The organism is Pseudomonas sp. NPDC088322 (assembly GCF_044740745.1).
Lineage (GTDB): Bacteria > Pseudomonadota > Gammaproteobacteria > Pseudomonadales > Pseudomonadaceae > Aquipseudomonas > Aquipseudomonas shirazensis.
Map to the genome: position 1 here is coordinate 57557 of NZ_JBIURK010000001.1, position 18540 is coordinate 76096.

The 18540-nt window shown below is 62.6% G+C and carries 12 protein-coding genes; 2 read left to right on the forward strand and 10 right to left on the reverse strand.

Features of this window, described 5'->3' with window-relative positions:
* Positions 1-34: 34 nt before the first annotated feature.
* From ACIOAU_RS00275 to ACIOAU_RS00285, 3 genes are all read right to left on the reverse strand, one after another.
* A complete protein-coding gene (locus tag ACIOAU_RS00275) occupies positions 35-1627 on the reverse strand; it encodes an ABC transporter substrate-binding protein (protein ID WP_401179266.1) in 1593 nt (530 codons plus the stop codon).
* A 210-nt stretch (positions 1628-1837) separates the two neighbouring features.
* Positions 1838-3463 (reverse strand): ABC transporter substrate-binding protein, encoded by a 1626-nt coding sequence (locus tag ACIOAU_RS00280; RefSeq protein ID WP_181108492.1) that lies wholly within the window; start codon positions 3461-3463, stop codon positions 1838-1840.
* 317 nt (positions 3464-3780) lie between these two features.
* Entirely contained in the window at positions 3781-4494 is a 714-nt protein-coding gene (locus ACIOAU_RS00285) for an SIMPL domain-containing protein (protein WP_188035443.1), read from the reverse strand.
* Positions 4495-4697: 203 nt separating this feature from the next.
* Between ACIOAU_RS00285 and ACIOAU_RS00290 the strand changes: the two genes are divergently transcribed.
* The gene (locus ACIOAU_RS00290) at positions 4698-5954 is read left to right on the forward strand and encodes an ATP-binding protein (protein WP_103436140.1); all 1257 of its coding nucleotides are present in this window, start codon (positions 4698-4700) and stop codon (positions 5952-5954) included.
* Positions 5954-6514 (forward strand): response regulator transcription factor, encoded by a 561-nt coding sequence (locus ACIOAU_RS00295; protein WP_101316763.1) that lies wholly within the window; start codon positions 5954-5956, stop codon positions 6512-6514. Before ACIOAU_RS00290 ends, ACIOAU_RS00295 begins: the two co-directional genes overlap by 1 nt.
* 51 nt (positions 6515-6565) lie before the next feature.
* Here the strand turns inward: ACIOAU_RS00295 and ACIOAU_RS00300 are convergent, their stop codons facing one another.
* From ACIOAU_RS00300 to ACIOAU_RS00330, 7 genes are all read right to left on the reverse strand, one after another.
* On the reverse strand, positions 6566-9616 hold the full coding sequence (locus ACIOAU_RS00300) for a multidrug efflux RND transporter permease subunit (protein WP_401179272.1): 3051 nt from the start codon (positions 9614-9616) through the stop codon (positions 6566-6568).
* A 13-nt stretch (positions 9617-9629) separates the two neighbouring features.
* Positions 9630-10775: an efflux RND transporter periplasmic adaptor subunit gene (locus ACIOAU_RS00305; RefSeq protein ID WP_150572078.1), complete on the reverse strand. Its 1146-nt coding sequence runs from the start codon at positions 10773-10775 to the stop codon at positions 9630-9632.
* 417 nt (positions 10776-11192) lie between these two features.
* On the reverse strand, positions 11193-12290 hold the full coding sequence (locus ACIOAU_RS00310) for a DUF1513 domain-containing protein (RefSeq protein ID WP_401179275.1): 1098 nt from the start codon (positions 12288-12290) through the stop codon (positions 11193-11195).
* Between the two features lies 1 nt (position 12291).
* Positions 12292-13356, reverse strand: coding sequence for an imelysin family protein (locus ACIOAU_RS00315; RefSeq protein WP_150572077.1), 1065 nt, complete (start codon positions 13354-13356; stop codon positions 12292-12294).
* Positions 13357-13373: 17 nt separating this feature from the next.
* Positions 13374-14801 carry a di-heme oxidoredictase family protein gene (locus tag ACIOAU_RS00320; protein WP_401179279.1) on the reverse strand — a complete coding sequence of 476 codons (1428 nt, stop codon included), beginning with the start codon at positions 14799-14801 and terminating at the stop codon, positions 13374-13376.
* 153 nt (positions 14802-14954) lie between these two features.
* Positions 14955-16292 carry an imelysin family protein gene (locus tag ACIOAU_RS00325; RefSeq protein ID WP_103436147.1) on the reverse strand — a complete coding sequence of 446 codons (1338 nt, stop codon included), beginning with the start codon at positions 16290-16292 and terminating at the stop codon, positions 14955-14957.
* Positions 16293-16440: 148 nt separating this feature from the next.
* Entirely contained in the window at positions 16441-18492 is a 2052-nt protein-coding gene (locus ACIOAU_RS00330; RefSeq protein ID WP_101316777.1) for a bifunctional diguanylate cyclase/phosphodiesterase, read from the reverse strand.
* Between the last annotated feature and the right edge of the window lie 48 nt (positions 18493-18540).

Sequence of the window (18540 nt, forward strand, 5' to 3'; positions counted from 1 at the left end):
GCGGGGTGTCCGCGAAGAGGGCGGGCGCAGCGGCTCAATCGACGCTGACGCCAGTGAAGGCATTGCGGCCAAATGGGCTGACCTTGAAGCCCTGGACCCGAGTGCTGAGCGGCTGATTGACCGTCGAATGGGCTACCGGGGTAATGGGTACCTGCTGCTTGAGGCGCTGCTGGGCCTGTTGATACAGCGCGCTGCGCTGGGCGGGGTCGGTGACCTGTTTGGCCTGCTGGACCAGTTGGTCGTACTCGCGATCGCACCAGCGCGAGTAGTTGTTGCTGCCGATGGCGGCGCAGCTGTAAAGCGTGCCCAGCCAGTTATCGGGGTCGCCGTTGTCGCCGGTCCAGCCGATCAGGGCAACGTCATGCTCGCCACTTTTCATCCGCTTGACGTATTCACCCCACTCGTAGCTGACGATGCGCACCTTGAAGCCGAGCTTGTTCCAGTCGGCCTGAAGCATCTCTGCCATCAACTTGGCGTTGGGGTTGTAAGGACGCTGCACGGGCATGGCCCAGAGGGTGATTTCGGTGCCGGGCTTGACCCCGGCCTCGTCCAGCAGGCGCTTGGCCTTGGCCGGGTCGTAGAGGGCGTCCTTGATGCTGGTGTCGTACGACCATTGCGTCGGCGGCATGGCATTGACGGCCAGTTGCCCGGCGTCCTGGTACACCGCCTGCAGGATCGCCTGCTTGTTGACCGCCATGTCCATGGCCTGGCGCACCTGCAACTGGTCAAACGGCGCGTGCTGAGTGTTGTAGGCGATATAGCCGAGGTTGAAGCCCGGCATGCTCAACACCTGCATGTTGTCGTCAGTGCTGAGCATCGGCAGGTCGGCAGGCCTTGGATTCAGGGTCACCTGGCATTCGTTACGCCGCAGCTTCTGCATCCGCACCGACGGGTCGACGTTGATCGAAAAGATCAGGTTGTCCAGCTGCACTTGCTCAGGCGCCCAGTAGTGCGCGTTGCGCTTGTAGCGGATCTGCGAGCCTTTCTGATACTTGCTGAACACAAACGGCCCGGTGCCGATGGGCTTGCGGTTGATGTCGGTCGGGCGGCCGGTGGCGAGCAGCTGCTCGGCATACTCGGCGGAGAGGATCGAGGCGAAGCTCATGGCGATGTTCTGGATGAACGCTGCATCGACGCTATTCAGGGTGAAGTTGACGCTCAGCGGATCGTTGCTTTCGATCCTGGCGATGTTCTTGTCCAGGCCCATGCTGACGAAGTAGGGAAACTCGCTGGGGTACGCCAGGCGGAAGCGGTGCTGACGGTCGAGCATGCGCTGGAAGGTGAACAGCACGTCATCGGCGTTGAAGTCGCGGCTTGGCTTGAAGGTTGAACTGCTGTGGAATTTCACTCCCGCACGTAAGTTGAAGGTGTAATGCAGGCCGTCGTCGCTGACCTGCCAGCTTTCGGCCAGCGCCGGTTGCACTGCGGTGCCGCCGCGCTCGAACTCGACCAGGCGGTTGTAGATCGGTTCGGCGGCGTCATTGTCGGTGGCGCTGGTGTACTGGGCGGTGTCAAAGCCGGCCGGGCTGCCCTCGGAACAGAACACCAGGCTGTTGCCATGGCTGAGCGATGCCTGGGTCAGCAAGCCCAGGCCTAATACAACCGAATACAGCGGAATATGGCGCATGGCAGATCCTTCTCCTCATCCAATGTCAGCCGCAGCGGGGGCGCTGGAGCGGCAGCAATTGCTCGTTCCTGACGTTACGTCGGGAGGGAAGGGGGCGACAGGTTGTGATTTCCCCAAGGGCTGTAGGGATTTTCCGACGGAAGTGGGGGATCCGTCCGATGGCCTGATTACAGCGCCCACTGCCAAGGGCTGGCAGTGGGCCTGGCGGGGTTATTTGGCGACGCTTACGCCGTAGAAGGAGTTGAGGCCGAACGGGCTGATCTTGAAGTCCTGCACTGTGCTGCGCATCGGCTGGTACACAGTCGAGTGAGCGATCGGGGTAATCGGCACCTGCTGTTTGAGGATGTGCTGCGCCTGTTGGTACAGCTCGCTGCGCTTGGCTTGGTCAGGGGTGGCCTTGGCCTGCTTGATCAGGTCGTCATAGGGCTTGTAGCACCACTTGGAGAAGTTGTTGCCGTCGACCGCATCGCAGCCGTACAAGGTGCCCAGCCAGTTGTCCGGGTCGCCATTGTCACCGCTCCAGCCGATCAGCATGGCGCCCTGTTCGCCGCCTTTGGAGCGCTTGATGTACTCACCCCATTCATAGCTGACGATCTTGGCCTTGATGCCAACCTTGGCCCAGTCGGCCTGCAGCATCTCGGCCATCAGCTTGGCGTTGGGGTTGTATGGGCGCTGCACGGGCATGGCCCACAAGGTGATCTCGGTGCCTTCCTTGATGCCGGCCTCCTTGAGCAGCTGCTTGGCTTTTTCCGGGTCGTAGGGGGCGTCCTTGATGCTGCTGTCGTAAGACCACTGGGTCGGCGGTAGGGCATTGACTGCCAGCTGGCCGGCGCCCTGGTACACCGATTCAATGATCTGCGGCTTGTTCACCGCCATGTCCAAGGCCTGGCGAACCTTGAGCTGGGCCAGCGGGTTGGGCTGGTTGCTGCCTTTGATCTGGTCCATCACGTTGTAGGCGATATAGCCCAGGTTGAAGCCAGCCTGGTCAGGCATCTGCAGGTCTTTGTCGGCCTTGAGCGGCTGGATGTCGGCCGGTCGCGGGAACAGTGTCACCTGGCACTCGTTACGCTTGAGCTTCTGCATGCGCACCGAGGCGTCGGTGGTGATGGCGAAGATCAGGTTGTCGAGCTTGACCTCACCGGCTTGCCAATACTGCTTGTTGCCCTTGAAACGGATCAGCGCGTCCTTTTGATACTTGTTGAAAACGAACGGGCCGGTGCCGATCGGCTTCTGGTTGATGTCGGCCGGCTTGCCCTGCTTTAGCAGTTGATCGGCGTATTCCGCTGACTGGATCGAGGCAAAGCTCATCGCCATGTTCTGGATGAACGCTGCATCTACCTCATTGAGGGTAAAACGCACGCTGTGCTCATCGATTTTTTCGACGCTGGCGATGTTGCGGTCCATGCCCATGTCGGTGAAATAAGGGAATTCGCTGGGGTATGCCTTACGGAACGGGTGGTTCTTGTCGAGCATGCGCTGGAAGGTGAACAGCACGTCATCGGCATTGAAGTCGCGGCTCGGTTTGAAGTACGGCGTGGTGTGGAACTTGACCCCTTCGCGCAGGTGGAAGGTCCAGGTCTTGCCGTCGTCGGAGACGTCCCAGCTGGTCGCCAGACCCGGAATCACCTTGGTGCTGCCGCGCTCGAACTGGCTGAGGCGATTGAAGATGGTCTCGGCCGAAGCGTCGAAATCGGTGCCAGTGGTGTACTGACCAGGATCGAAGCCTGCCGGGCTACCCTCCGAACAAAACACCAGGTTGCTCGCGGCGCTGGCCGACGGCGCTCCGGCGAGCAAACCTGCGCCGAATAAAAGCGGAATGACTGCATGTTTGAGCATGATGGCCTCATTGTTGTCATTTTTAGCTGAGATGGCCTTGTGAGCCGACCCATCGATCTTTATGCGTGGCAGATTGGCAATGCAACAGTGTGGGTGATAGCTGGCAGGCGGAATGTGGAACGAGCGTACGATAATGTCGCCTGGGTGTAAGTAATGGCGAAGTTGATCGTTTGCGCGGCGATGATGGCGGCTTTTTGCCATATGTTGCGCAGCGGGATGTCAAGGAAGAAGCGCCGCATTGGGGCGTAGGAAAGGGCTTAAAGCGATGTAAGAAGGGGCCGCAAAGCGGCCCCCGGTATAACGTGCAGATCAATCAATCAAGGCATCAGCACTTCAATCAAACCGTCAGCATTCATGCTGACTTCACTGGTGCCCGCTTCGATTTCAGGCGCCACCGCCGCCTCATCAGCCCCCATGGCTTTCATCGCCATTGGCGCGCTTCGCATATAAGGGCGCGGATAGCCGCTGCTGTTCAGGTTCAGGTTGACCACCTTGTAACCCTTGCCGCCGAGGGCCTCGGTCGCCAGCTGAGCGCGAGCCTTGAAGGCATTTACCGCCTCCTTGAGCAACTCGTCTTCGCTGGTCTTGCGCGTAGTCTGGGCAATGGAGAAGTCCATGCCGCCCATCTTCAGGTCCTGCAGCAGCTCGCCGGTGAGTTTCGACAGGGTCGGGAAGTCGGCGCTCTCGAGGCGCAGCTCGGCACGCTCGCGCCAGGCGGTGATCTTCTGGCCTTTGGCGTCGTAGACCGGGTAGCTGTTGCGGCTGCCCTGGCTGATTTTCACTTCCTTGACCTGACGCGCCTGCTGCATGGCCTTGTTCATGGTCTCGGTAATGTCCTTGGCCAGCTTGCCCGGATCGCTGTTCTGAGCTTCGCTGTAAAGGGTCACGACCATCAGGTCGCGGGGCACTTCCTTGCTGACTTCGGCGCGCAGCGAGACCTGGTTGTAACGCGGCTCTTCAGCCAGCGCCGGGAGGCTGGCCAACAGGCCGCAGGAAAGCAGCAGGGCAGTGCTGCGACGAGAGATATGCATAGGTGACTCCTTGGCGAAGAATAGGCGTGGCGAGTAATTGTCCATGCCACGCATGGCCCATAAGACCGGTTTCAGTGTAGTGGGTTCAAAAGTGCCATCATCAAGCTGTGACAAAGTGTGGCGCTTTGCCGCAGCGCTGCAGTGCAAGGCCAGGCTTGGGTATACTCCCGCCGATGTCCCTGGAGCACTCATCAGGAGAGCTCATGCTCGCTGCCGCACAACCGTTGTCTGCAACTCGCCAGAACCTCTGGCGCCTGACCGTTATTCGGGTCCTGGTGCTGGCCGCCCAGGCCGGCTCGGTCGGCGTTGCCTACTGGACCGAACTGCTGCCGCTGCCGTGGCTGTCGCTGGCGGCAACCCTGGCGCTGTCATCGCTGCTGTGCGCCTTCACCGCCTTGCGCCTGCGCCTGTCGCTGCCGGTTACCGAACTCGAGTACGCCTTCCAGCTGGCCTGTGACCTGCTGATTCACAGCGCCTTGCTGTACTACTCGGGTGGCTCGACCAACCCGTTCGTCTCCTATTACCTGGTGCCGCTGGCGATTGCTGCGGTGACCTTGCCGTGGATCTACTCGCTGGTGCTCTCGGGCCTGGCCCTGGTCGCCTACAGTCTGTTGCTGGTGCAGTTCTATCCGCTGGAAACGCTGCCGCTGGCGCGCGACACCATGCAGGTCTACGGCATGTGGCTGAGTATTGCCCTGGCCGCGGCGGTGATCACCTTCTTTGCCGCACGCATGGCCGAAGAGTTGCGCCGCCAGGAGCAATGGCGTGGCGAGCGCCGCGAAGAGAGTCTGCGCGATGAGCAATTGCTGGCCGTCGCCACGCAGGCCGCCGGTGCCGCGCATGAGCTGGGCACGCCGCTGTCGACCATGAGCGTACTGATCAACGAGATGCGCCAGGACCATCACGACCCGCAGTTGCAGGAGGACCTGGCGATCCTGCAAGACCAGGTCAAGCTGTGCAAACAGACCCTGCAGCAACTGGTGCGCGCCGCCGAGGCTAACCGACGCATGGCCATCGTCGAGCAGGACGTTACCGCCTGGCTCGACGAAGCACTCAACCGCTGGCACCTGATGCGCCCCGAAGCCAGTTACCGCTTCCAGCGCCTGCGCGATGGCGAGGTGCCGCAACTGACCCCACCGCCCGACCTGACCCAAGCGCTGCTGAACCTGCTTAACAATGCTGCCGATGCCTGCCCGGATGACCTTGAAGTGCGCCTCGACTGGAACGCCGAGGACATCATCATCAGTATCCGCGACCATGGCCCGGGCATTCCTCCGGCCATTGCCGAGGCCATCGGCAAACCCTTCTTTACCACCAAGGGCAAAGGCTTCGGTCTTGGCCTGTTTCTGAGCAAGGCCAGCGTTACGCGTGCGGGCGGCTCGGTGAAACTCTATAGTCATGAGCAGGGCGGCACGCTTACCGAGCTGCGCCTGCCCCGTGGCAAGCGAGGAGATGAATGATGACTGATGAAACCCAGATCGACGGCGAAGAGCTGCCGCACCTGTTGCTGGTAGACGACGATGCCACCTTCACCCGGGTCATGTCCCGGGCCATGAGCCGCCGCGGTTTCCGCGTAAGCACCGCGTCGTCGGCCGAGGAAGGTCTGATCCTGGCCCAGCACGACCTGCCCGACTATGCCGCGCTGGACCTGAAAATGGACGGTGATTCGGGCCTGGTGCTGCTGCCCAAGCTGCTCGAGATGGACCCGGAAATGCGCGTGGTGATCCTCACCGGTTACTCGAGCATTGCCACTGCGGTCGAGGCGATCAAGCGTGGCGCCTGCAATTACCTGTGCAAACCGGCCGATGCCGATGACGTGCTGGCGGCCTTGCTGTCCGAGCACGCTGATCTGGATTCGCTGGTACCGGAAAACCCCATGTCGGTAGACCGCCTGCAGTGGGAACACATCCAGCGCGTGCTCGGCGAGCACGAAGGCAATATCTCCGCCACGGCGCGGGCGCTGGGCATGCACCGGCGCACCTTGCAGCGCAAGCTGCAGAAGCGCCCGGTACGCCGCTGAAGTACATGCTGCCGGCTGGGTCGAGTGACGATCCAGCCGGCAGCGTGTACTTCACCCGCGCGTTACCTCCGCCTCCCGTGCCACGGTCTTGTGCGCTAGCAGCGTGTAGATGCACGGCAGCACAAACAGCGTGAACAAGGTCCCGATCGACATCCCGGTGGCAATCACCATACCGATGTCAAAGCGGCTGACCGCCCCAGCGCCTGTCGCCAGAATCAACGGCACCATGCCGAACACCATCGCCGCGGTCGTCATCAGCACTGGCCGCAAGCGGATCGCCGCCGCCTCTTCGATGGCTTCGCGCACATCCAGCCCCTTGTCCTTGCGCAGCTGATTGGCGAATTCGACGATCAGAATGCCGTGCTTGGTAATCAGCCCGATCAACGTCACCAGGCCGACCTGGGTGTAGATGTTCATGCTCGACAGGCCCAGAAACAACGGCAGCAAGGCCCCGCAGATAGACAACGGTACCGTCACCAGAATCACCAGCGGGTCACGGAAGCTCTCGAACTGCGCCGCCAGCACCAGGAAGATGATCGCCAGCGCGAGGCCGAAAGTTACCCACAGCGCGCTGCCTTCCTGGACGAACTGCCGCGATACCCCGGCGTAGTCGAACGAGAAGCCTTCTGGCGCTTCTTCACTGGCGATCTGCCGCACCGTCGCCAGCGCTTCGTCCATGCTCACCAGTGGCACGCCCTGAATGATCGCCGAGTTCAGTTGCTGGAACTGGTTGAGCTGGCGCGGTCGAGCACGGTCGCTCAGGGTGATCAGGGTCGACAACGGCAGCAGTTGGCCCTGGTTGTTCTTCACGTAGTAGCTGTTGAGCCAGTCGGGATTGTCGCGATAGGCGCGTTCGACCTGGGCGATGACCTTGTAGCTGCGCCCTTCGAGGGTGAAGCGGTTGATCTCGCCTTCGCCGAGCAGGGTGGCCAGGGTGCCGCCGAGCACGTCCATCGACACGCCCATCTGCGCCGCCTTGGCCCGGTCGATGTCGACCACCACCTCGGGCTTGTCGAACGCCAGGTCGATGTCGAGGAAGGCGAACTTGCCGGACGCCTGCGCGCGCTCCTTGACCCGCTGGGCGACCTCGAGCAGCGCCGGGTAATCACCGGCAGTATTGATTACGAACTGGAACGGCAAACCTTCGCCAGTGCCGGGCAGCGCCGGCAGGTTGAAGCCGAAGATCTGCAGGCCGGCGATTTCGGCAAGCTTGGCCTGGACCAGTGGCAGCAGCTCCATCTGGCTGCGCTCGCGCTCGTTCCACGGCTTGAGCAGGAAGCCACCGATGCCGCTCTGCACGCCATTGAAGCCGTTGATCTGGAACGACGAGTAATACTCCGGGAAGCCTTTGAAGATCCCGGTGTACTGATTGGTATAAGTGTTCAGGTAATCAAGGTTGGTCGGCTGCGGCGCACTGCTGATCATGAAGATCACGCCCTGATCCTCGTCGGGCGCCAGCTCGTTCTGGGTGAACTTGAGCAGCACCGGGATCAGGCACAGGATGATCACGGCAAACACCACCACCACCGGCCTGCTGTCGAGGGTGCCGTGCAGCAGCCGTTGATAACGCAGCTTGAGGCCGTCGAAGATCCGGTCGAGGCGATGCGCCAGGCCACTGGCGTTCTGCTCGCGGCGCAGCAGCAACGCGCACATCATCGGCGACAGAGTCAGGGCGACGATGCCGGAGATCACCACTGCACCCGCCAGGGTCAGGGCAAACTCCTTGAACAGCGCACCGGTCAGGCCTTCGAGAAAACCAATTGGTGCATACACCGCAGCCAGGGTAATAGTCATCGACACTACCGGTATCGCAATTTCGCGGGCGCCTTGCAGCGCCGCATCGAACGGCGTCTTGCCTTCCTCGATATGGCGATGGATGTTTTCCACCACCACGATCGCATCGTCCACCACCAGGCCGATCGCCAGCACCATCGCCAGCAAGGTCAGCAGGTTCAGCGAGTAGCCCATGGTCTGCATGAAGAACAGCACGCCGATCATCGACAGCGGGATGGTGACGACCGGGATCAGCACCGAGCGCAGCGCGCCGAGGAACAGGAACACCACGACGATGACGATCAGCACCGCTTCGCCGAGGGTCTTGATCACTTCGTCGATGGAGGCCTGGATAAACAGCGTCGCGTCGTAGGCAATCGACACCTTGAGCCCGGCCGGTAGTTGACCTTCCAGCTCCGGCATGACCCGCCGCACTTCCTTGATGACCTCGAGCGGGTTGGCCGACGGCGTGGCCTTGATGCCGATGTACACCGAGGGCGTGCCGTCGAACGAGCTGACCGTGTCGTAGTTCTCTGCGCCCATCTCGACCCGGGCGACATCGCCGAGCAGTACCCTGGTGTCGCCGGCCGTCTTCAGCGGCAATGCAGCAAACGCCTCCGGTGATTTCAATTCGGTGGTGGCGTTGATGCTGGTGACCACGTACTCGCCCTTGACCTCGCCTGCGGCCGAGAGGAAGTTGTAGCGGCGCACGGCATCGGTGACGTCATTGGCGGTCAGGCCGAAGCCGGCCAATTTGACCGGGTCGATCCAGATGCGCATGGCAAACACCTGGTTGCCGAGGATCTCGGCCTCGGCCATGCCCGGTAGGGTCGCCAGCTTGGGCTGGATCACCCGTGACAGGTAGTCGGTGATCTGCGGGTTGCTCATCTGCTCGCTGTAGAAGCTGATGTACATCAGCGCCGAGGCGTCTGCTGCCTCCTTGCTCAATACCGGCGCTTCGGACTGCTGCGGCAGCTTGTTGCGCACTTCGTTGGCCTTGGCCAGCAGCTCGGTGAACAAGCGGTCGCTGTTGGCGCCAACCCGTGCGTAGATCGAGATGATAGAGAAGTTCTGCCGGCTCACCGAGGTCATGTAGTCGATGCCTTCGGCACTGGCCAGGCTCTGCTGCAGCGGCTGGGTGATATAGCCCTGGATGGTCTCGGCGTTGGCCCCGGGGTAGGCGGTGGTCACCGTGATCAGGGCGTTTTCCATTTGTGGGTACTGGCGGATCTGTAGTTTGCTCCAGGCCTGAAAGCCGAGCAGCAGGATCAGCAGGCTGACCACACTGGCCAGCACCGGGCGGCGGATGAACGGGTCTGTGAACGCCATGTCAGCCTCCTGCTCAGTTGCCGCGCGGAGCGCTGGCTGGGGTGGTCGACGCTTGCTCGGTGATCTGGATGGCGGCGCCCGGGGTCAGTTTCAGTTGCCCGGCACTGACCACCCGTTCTCCCGCCTTGAGCCCCTCACTGACCACCACCACACCGTCACGGCGCTCGCCGGTGCGGATGGTGCGTTGCTCAGCGATCAGCTGCGGCTTGTCGTCGGCGGCGTTTTCCGGCTGGCCGTCTGCGTTCTGTTTCGGGCTGACCACGTATACCGAGTTGCCGTACAGGGTGTAAGTGATGGCGCTCTCCGGCACTACCACCTGTGGCTGAGGATCGGGCAGCAGCACCAGCAGGCTGGCAAACATCCCCGGCAGCAACTTGCCATCGGGGTTGGCCAGGCTGGCGCGGACCAGCAGGTTGCGGGTGTTCTCGTCGACCTTGGGGTTGATCGCGCTGAGCGTGGCATTGAAGGTCTGGCCAGGGAACGCCGCCACCTGCAGCAGCACTTTTTGGCCGAGGGCCAGTTGCGGCAGGCTCTGCTCGGGCATGTTGAAGTCGACGTACAGGCTGGACAGGTCCTGCAGGGTAGCGATCACCGTACCGCTGGCAAGAAAATCGCCGATGTCGACCTGACGGATACCAATGGTGCCGCTGAACGGCGCCTTGATGCTCTTCTTCTCCAGCGAGGCCTTGAGCTGATCGACCACCGCCTGGTTACGCCGGTACTGCGCAGTCAACCGGTCGAACTCGCCGCGAGAGATAGCCTGGTCACCAACCAGCTGACTACCACGGCCGTAGTCCACCTTGGCCAGGCCTAGGTCAGCCTGGGCGGTGCCGAGCAGGGCGGCTTCCTGATCGCTGTCCAGTTGCAGCAACAACTGGCCTTGCTTGACCTGCTGGCCAGACTCGAAGTGCAGCGACTTCACCGTGCCGGCCTGCTCCAGGCTCAGCTCGACGCCCTGCAACGCCTTGAGGCTGCCGACCGCCGGCAGGCGCTGCTGCCATGGGCGCTGCTCAGCCGTTGCGGCGGCAACGCTGACCGGCGGTTTCGGTGCGGTAAACATCTGGATCTGCTGATAGATCGAAAAGGCCTTGTAGCCCCCCAGAATCAACACGATCAACAGCACGATGGCCAACATGATCAGCATGCGCCGGCGCAGCATAGGTCCACTTCCCTGGAGGTAGTCATTGTTATGGCTGAGGCACGACCACGGGCGTTCCTGCCCACGTGCGAATGCACTGAGTATCGCTGGTTTTCAGTGAGTAGTGTTTCGAATGGGCCGTTCGTTGATCTAAATCTGCCCAGCAATCGTTGAGCGAGACAAATAAATCGCGGCATCCCGCGAACATCGAACGCACGCTGTCTTTGTAGGAGCGGCCTTGTGTCGCGAAAGGCGCGCGTAGCGGGCCCGGGATTTGCGTAGCGCCAAAGAATGCTGGGGCCGCTGCGCAGCCCATTCGCGACACAAGGCCGCTCCTACAGTGGACCGCGCATGTCGATGGAACGCGGGTGCCGGGGCGCCGGAACGATCGCGATAGGCCAGCGCAGCTGGCCCCGGCTATCCGACGGCTCTATCTGATCAAACCAGATGCAGATGGTTATCCCACAAGCCAGACGGCAGCTCCAGCGGCTGGCCCACAAGCTGCTGTTTGCGGCAGTCGTAGAAGCGGCAACGGCCTTGGCCGGAGGTGACCACAAAACCGTCCTTCACCGCACCCACGCCGGCGCAGTCGGGCATCGGTGCGTCGAGCTTGATCGCTGCCGTGTCCAGGTCCCAGATGAACAGCCGGTTGGCCCGCGGCGCAGTCAGGGCGACCAGCCGCAACTCGCTGTGGATGGCCACACTGGCGGTGTACTGAGCCATCGACTGCAATTGCCGCTCCGGCACCGGGAATGCCTGGAACGGTTCGCCCGGGCGCTTGATCGCCAGCAGCTCGGCGGTCTCATCCGATGCGCCCATGAACTGCTGGCAAGCGACCAGGGTGCCGTCGCTGCCGATGGCCAGGTGGCGCACGCTGTTCATCTGCTGGCCGAGGGTTTCCTTGGACAGCAGGGTGCCATCGCGCTCCATCATGACCAGGCTTGGTTGCATGGCGTTGAGGTTCATCTCCACCCGGCTTTCGGCTTCGGTGCGGATGCCGCCGTTGGCCACTACCAGGGTTTCGCCGTCGGGCATCCACGCCAGCTCGTGCGGGCCGATGCCGTGGGTCGAGATCTCGCCGCTGTGCACCAGGCGTTCACCGTCGAAGCGATACACCCCGAGCACGCCACGGCCCGGATCGGTGGTGTCGTTCTCGGTGGCGTACAGCCACTCGCCGTCCTTGTGCATCACCGCATGGCCATAGAAATGCCGGTTGGGCTGCGCCGTCAGGGTTTGCAGCAAACGCCCATCACGCAGGTCGACCAGATAGCTTTCGGTGCCGGGGCGACGCGCCACGAACAGCGCAATCGGCTGTTGCGGGTGATGAATGATGGCGTGGCAACGCTGGCCCACTTCGGTGGCGAACACCTGGCTGCCGTCGAGGCGATAGCCGACGGCGTAGTGCTTGCCGTCGGCATCGTCGCGGGCCGACAGCAGCAGTGGCTCGCTGCCTTTGTTGCGCAGCAGGCTCCAGCCGCCCAGGGTCAGGGCGCTAAGGGCGATACTGGCAAGTTTCAGGGCCTGGCGTCGCAGCATGTCAGTCACCGTCGTTGGCATTGAAGCCCAGCTGAATGTTCAACGCTTTGGCCAGCTCGCCTTCGTGCAGGCGGTGAACCACGTTGAGGCTATCGTAGATATCGTTCAAGGTCTGCTTGCCAGCGTCGTCCGCGAGCAGCTCGCCAAGGGGCTTGTCGTTGGCGGCCAGCAGCTTCAGCGCGTTGGCATAGGCGGCGTCGATCTTGTCGGCGAGGGCGCTCTGGTCCTTGCCGAGCAGGCCGCGCAAGCCGCGGTTGTCGACCCCGACCCAGACCGCCTGGGCGGCTTTCAGGCTGGCTTCCAGGCTCTTCATCGAAGAGTGGCTGCGCCAGGCTTCGGCCTGCAGCGGCTGGGCGATGCCCTTGCTCTGGCGGCCCATCGGTGCGCCGAGCTTTTTCTTCAGGGTGTCCAGTGCGGTGACCTGGGCGCGGAGCAGATCGGCGATCGCCTCGTGCGAGTCAGCATAGCGCTGGTTGGGGAACTTGGTCATCTGCGAAAGCATGCCGTCGGTGCTGTTCCAGCCCTTGAGGATCTCTTCGGCGAGGGCCTTCTGGTGTTCGCTGATGGCCACCAGCAGCGGGCAGTAGCGGGCCTTCTGCTCAGGGGTGGCGATGTCCGGCTTGCTGTCGAAGAGGATGTACTCGTAGGCCGACAGACCGCGCACGACGACGCTGGACTTGCCCAGGGTCTCGTTGTCGATCGGCTTGTCGCCGTTGACCAGTTGCTCGACCTGACGGCCGACCAGGTTTTTCTTGTCGGGCCAGAACTGTACCTGCCACGGGCGGTTGCCTTCGGCCAGCGGGCCGACCAGCAGAGGCTGCAGCTCGGCCCAGGCTTTTTGCGCGTTGAGGAAGTCGGCGCGAGCGGCGTCCAGGGTGGTTTTGCCTTCACAGTAGGACAGGGCGCTGGCGGCCAGCTGGCGGTCAGCTTCGACCCAGCGGCTGTAAGTCGGCAAGATCACCTGCTTGGCGATTGCCGCCGAGGTGACGGCCTGCGGGTCTTGCGGCGAGCAAGCACCGAGGGCGATTGCGGCGAGGCTGGTGAACAACAGTTTGGGTCGGAACATGCCCGGCTCCTTGCGCGTTAAAGTGAATTCAGAAAAGCCAGCAACGCGGCGCGTTGCTCGGCATTGAAGGTCAAGACCTGGTCGCGCGCCGCCTGCGCTTCGCCGCCATGCCAGAGCACGGCTTCGAGCAGGTTGCGGGCGCGCCCATCGTGCAGTAACTGAGTGTGGCCGCTGACCGTTTCGGTCAGGCCCAGGCCCCACAGCGGCGCTGTGCGCCAGTCCTGGCCACCGGCGGCGAACTCGCTGCGCTGGTCGGCCAGGCCGGTGCCCATGTCATGCAACAGCAGGTCGCTGTAGGGGCGAATCAGCTGGTTGGCCAGCTCCGGCTCGACGCCTGCGCTGGCCGTGGTGAACTGCGGCGTGTGGCAGCCCTGGCAGCCGGCCTGGAAAAACAGGTTCTTGCCGGCCAGCACCTGTGGTGCGTCGACGTTGCGGCGGGCCGGCACGGCCAGGTTGCGGGTATAGAAGGTGACCAGGCGCAGGATATTGTCGCTGACCTCTTTCTCGCCGTCGGCGCCGTCACCGTTGGGCGCGGCCAGGCAATCGGTCTGGGCCGGGGTGCAGTCGTCATGGGGCTTGAGCGTGCTGGTCAGGCCCATGTCGCCGGCAAAGGCATGCACGTTCTGCTGGTTGACGTTGGGCTGCCCGGCTTTCCAGCCGAAGCGGCCGAGCACGGTCTTACCCTGGGCGTCATCCCAGACCTGATTGGCGCGCCCGCGGATGCCGTCGCCGTCGCGATCGTCCGGGTCGGCGTTGGCCAGAATCGCCGCTTCGGGGATTGCCTCGAGCAAACCCAGGCCGATCATCGGCGGCGCGATCCGCGCCGAGAAACGCGTGGCGGGGTGCAGCGGGCCGTAGCCGAGCTGGGTGATCTGCAATTGCGGGCGGCGCAATTCCACCGTGTGGCCGTCGGCGAAGCGTACGGTCTCGCTGCTGTAGCTGACGCGGACCTTGCCCTCGGGCTTGATGCCGGGGATGGCCATGTCCTGCAACTGCGTGCCGTAGACCGGCTCCGGGACCACGCCCAGGCGTTCGATTTCCTTGGCGTAGGCGGGCTGGTCGGGGATCGACAGCCTTACCAGCATCGACACAGCGTTGCTGTCGTCGAGTTCCGGCGGGTGCCCGCGGCCGTCGCGGACGTGGCAGTTCTGGCAGGCGTTGGTGTTGAACAACGGGCCGAGCCCGTCACGCGCGGTGGTGGTCGCCGGAGCGATTACCCACGGGTTGCGGAAAAAGCTGTTGCCCACGGCAAAGTCCAGCCGCCGTTCGGGGCTGAGGTTGGCAGAGGGTAGGGAGAAGGCCTGGCGATCGCTGCGCAGGACGGTTGCCTTGCCACCGGACAGGGCCTCGCCTGGTTCGGCCTGAGTGAAACGCGGGGCGTCGTCACAGGCGACCAGAACAGCGGCCAGCAGCAGGGGGCTTAGGCGGAGCAAGGACATCAACAATCCTGGGCTTGGGCAGAAAACCGGCGTGCAAGCTTAGCAGGACGGGATTGTTTGAATAAGAGCAATTTGCAATTACTGGATGAAATCGTTGTCAGGTTGCTGCTGCAATTGGGGCCGCAAAGCGGCCCCAATAGAGTAGGTTTACAGCCCCAATCAGAACTCGTGATCAGCAGTATCCGGATTCAGGTTGGCAATCCCCAACTTGCCCGCGGCCTGCTCGATCGCACCGGTCTGCTTGACCAGCGAAGCAATCGCATCACGCACGATCTGGTTGCCGGCAGCATTGTCGGCGGCGATCAGCTGATCGTAGTGCTCACCCTTGAGGGCATGATCGACGATCACCTGGATCTTGGCCTCGGTGGCCTCCAGGTCAGCTTTCAAGGTGGCGTCGGTAGCCGGGTCAACCTTGGCCACCAGCGACGACAGGCTCGGGCCGGTCAGCTTGCTGCCGTCGGCGCGGGTGTACTCGCCCAGGTAGACGTTACGGATACCCTTGGCATCATAGAAGTGCGAGTAGTGGGTGTTGTCGCTGAAGCAGTCGTGCTCGTCTTCCGGCGAGTTGGCTTCCAGCGAAACCTTCATGCGCTCGCCCGCCAGTTCACCCAGCGACAGACTGCCCATGCCGAACAGCATCTTGCGCACGCCGTCGTTGACCGGCTCCGCTTCCAGCGTGGCGCGGTAGTTGTCGGCAACGTTCGGTGCCCAGTTGCCGACCATCTCTTCGAGGTCTTTGACCAGCAGGTCGGTGACCGCCTTGAGATAGGCACGGCGACGGTCGTTGTGGCCACCGGTGGCGCCAGCGCCTTCCAGGTAGTCAGACGCCGGACGGTTGCCCGCACCTGGGCCGGTGCCGTTCAGGTCCTGGCCCCAGAGCAGGAATTCGATTGCGTGGTAACCGGTCGCGACGTTGGCCTCGGAACCGCCCAGCTCATTCAGGCTGGCGAGTTTCTCCGGGGTCAGGTCCTTGACGTCGATCTTGTCTTCGCCAACCTGGATTTCGGTGTTGGCAATGATGTTGGCGCTGGCGGCAGGGTTGCCCAGCGCATGCTCGTAGCTCTTGTCGACGTAGTCGATCAGGCCTTCGTCCAGTGGCCAGGCGTTAACCTGACCTTCCCAGTCATCGATGATGGTGTTGCCGAAGCGGAACACTTCGCTCTGCAGGTACGGCACGCGGGCAGCGACCCAGGCATCCTTGGCGGCTTGCAGGGTTTCGTCGTTCGGCGTGGCGAGGAACGCGTCGATCGCGCTTTGCAGGGTCTTGGCGGTGCTCAGCGAGTCGCTGTAGACGGCCGAGACGAGCTCTGCATAGTGCTTGACCACGGCCTTGCCAGCCGCCTCGTCGATCGCCCCGGCGGTCGCGGCGGTGGTGCTGGCGGCAGCAGGTGCCTGGGCTTGCGGAGCGGCGGCCTTGTCATTTTTGCCTTCGCCGCAACCGGCGAGGGCGATAGCGATGGCCAGCAGACTGGCGGAGGCCAGAGGCATACGAATCATTGTTGGTTTCCTGCGTGGTGGGTTTGGACGTGTGCCGTGGCACGCGAAACCGTGACATCATGCGAAAGATTTGCATTTGCTGTAAAGGGGTGGGCAGTGAATTCATGAAAATGCCCGCGGGTGGGGCATTTTCCTGTTCTGGCGGGGTTTACAGCACTGAGACCTGATTGCGCTGGGCCTGCTTGAGGTAGGCAGTCAGCTCGCGCGCCGACAGCGGCTTGCTGTAGTGATAGCCCTGCCCCTCATGGCAGCCCTGGGCAATGATGTAGGTCTCCTGCTCGGCGGTTTCCACGCCTTCGGCGATGACCTGCATGCCAAGGCTCTTGCCGAGCTGGATGATGGCGCGAACGATGGTGGCGTCATCGTCGTCATCGAGCAGGTCCTGGACAAAGCTCTTGTCGATCTTGATCTTGTCCAGCGGCAGCGATTTCAGGTAGCTGAGCGAAGAATAACCAGTGCCGAAGTCGTCAATCGCAATCAGCGCACCTGAGCGACGCAGGCTCAGCAGGTGCTGGGCGGCGGTGCTGATGTCTTCCATCAGGCCGGTTTCGGTGACTTCCAGCTCAAGGCTGCGTGGCGGCAGGCGATAGGCCTGCAGCAGGTTGTTGACCACCCGCGGCAGCTCGTTGTGGTGCAGTTGCACGGTCGACAGGTTGACCGCCATGCGCAGCTCGCCAAAGCCCTGATCATGCCATTCGCGCAGTTGCCGGCAGGCCTGGTCGAGGACCCATTCGCCGATCGGGATGATGTGGCCATTCTGCTCGGCCAGCGGGATGAACTGGTCGGGCGGGACCATGCCCAGCTGCGGATGCTGCCAGCGCAGCAGGGCCTCGACGCCGACTACGCTGTGGTCGCGGTAGCTGATCTGCGGCTGATAAACCAGGTACAGCTGGTTACGCGGCAGGGCTTCGCGCAGGTCCTTTTCCAGTTCGCGGCGTCGGCGCATTTCGCTGTCGACGCTGGCGATGTAGAACTGGTAGCGATTGCGCGAGCGCGCCTTGGCCAGAGTCATGGTCTGCTCGGCCTTTTGCAGGAGCTTTTCGGTGCTGTCGCCGTCCTCCGGGAACAGGGTGATGCCGATGGTCGCGCGCAGGCGGATTTCCTGCTGCTCGAGGGCAAACGGCGCCTCCAGGTCGTCGAGGATGCTCTGGGCCAGCTCGGCCGCCTCGTAAGGCTGCTCGATGTCGGCCTGGACTAGCGCAAACTGGTCGCCGCCCAGCCGGGCCAGGGCGCCGAGGCGGCCACTGTGCGCGCGCAGACGGTCGGCGAGGGCCAGCAGCAACTGGTCACCGACCTGATAACCGAATTGTTCGTTGATGCCTTTGAAGTCATCCAGACCTACGCACAGCACCGCCACTCGGCGCTGCAGGCGGCCGCCATCGACGAGGATCTTGTCCAGTTGCTGCTGCAATTGCTGGCGGTTGGGCAAGCCGGTCAGAAAGTCATACTGAGCCATACGTTGCAGGCTGTTCTCGGCTTCATGGCGCAGGTGGGTATTGCGCTCGATCGAGGCCAGCAGCTGGTTGGCGGTGTTGACCCACAAACCCAGTTCATTCTTTTCGTGGCCTTTGACCAGCGGAATCTGATGCTGGCTGGGCCGATCAGGGTTGATCTGGGTAAGGTGCTCGATGATCTTCGACAGCGGCTTGGTCAGCAGCCAGTGGTAGACCAGGTACAACACCAGGCCCATGGCCAGCGCTCGTAGTACGCCGGAGATGAAGATGATCACGGCGTTGATCAGGAATTCTTTGCCATAGGCGGCAGTGTCGAGGGTGATGCTGAGGTCGCCGTAATACTCGCTGTAGGGGCCGCGGCCGACCAGTTGCGTGGTGTAGGTGCGTTCCTGACCGAGCAACAGATCGGTCAGCCAGCGCATCGACATGTCGCGCAGCGGTCGCGATTTCTCTGCGAGCATGGTTTCGTTGGGGTGGCCGATCGAGGCCATGCGCACCGAGTCATCCTGGAACAGGCCTTCCATGACCTGCATGCCCATTTCCCGGTCGAGGCTGTAAACCGCCTGCGTCGACGGGTCACGGAACATGTCGAGGATGCGCTGGGCATCGCTGTTCACCGCCTGACGCGTCTTGTAGGTGTCGTAGACGATCTGCGCACAGCTAAGGACGACGCCAACCGCTAGCGCCGACAGCAGCACTACCCTGAGCAACTTGACCGATAAGCTGTTCCGCAATTGCAGCTTCAATGGGGATTCCTTAATCCATGCGCATGCCATTATTTTGCCAGTAGTTGT

What these genes read in the sequence shown, in the direction of transcription:
- ACIOAU_RS00275 (WP_401179266.1), bottom strand. Translation starts at nt 1,627, where the DNA reads ATGCGCCATATTCCGCTGTATTCGGTTGTATTAGGCCTGGGCTTGCTG.
- ACIOAU_RS00280 (WP_181108492.1), bottom strand. Translation starts at nt 3,463, where the DNA reads ATGCTCAAACATGCAGTCATTCCGCTTTTATTCGGCGCAGGTTTGCTC.
- ACIOAU_RS00285 (WP_188035443.1), bottom strand. Translation starts at nt 4,494, where the DNA reads ATGCATATCTCTCGTCGCAGCACTGCCCTGCTGCTTTCCTGCGGCCTG.
- ACIOAU_RS00290 (WP_103436140.1), top strand. Translation starts at nt 4,698, where the DNA reads ATGCTCGCTGCCGCACAACCGTTGTCTGCAACTCGCCAGAACCTCTGG.
- ACIOAU_RS00295 (WP_101316763.1), top strand. Translation starts at nt 5,954, where the DNA reads ATGACTGATGAAACCCAGATCGACGGCGAAGAGCTGCCGCACCTGTTG.
- ACIOAU_RS00300 (WP_401179272.1), bottom strand. Translation starts at nt 9,616, where the DNA reads ATGGCGTTCACAGACCCGTTCATCCGCCGCCCGGTGCTGGCCAGTGTG.
- ACIOAU_RS00305 (WP_150572078.1), bottom strand. Translation starts at nt 10,775, where the DNA reads ATGCTGCGCCGGCGCATGCTGATCATGTTGGCCATCGTGCTGTTGATC.
- ACIOAU_RS00310 (WP_401179275.1), bottom strand. Translation starts at nt 12,290, where the DNA reads ATGCTGCGACGCCAGGCCCTGAAACTTGCCAGTATCGCCCTTAGCGCC.
- ACIOAU_RS00315 (WP_150572077.1), bottom strand. Translation starts at nt 13,356, where the DNA reads ATGTTCCGACCCAAACTGTTGTTCACCAGCCTCGCCGCAATCGCCCTC.
- ACIOAU_RS00325 (WP_103436147.1), bottom strand. Translation starts at nt 16,292, where the DNA reads ATGATTCGTATGCCTCTGGCCTCCGCCAGTCTGCTGGCCATCGCTATC.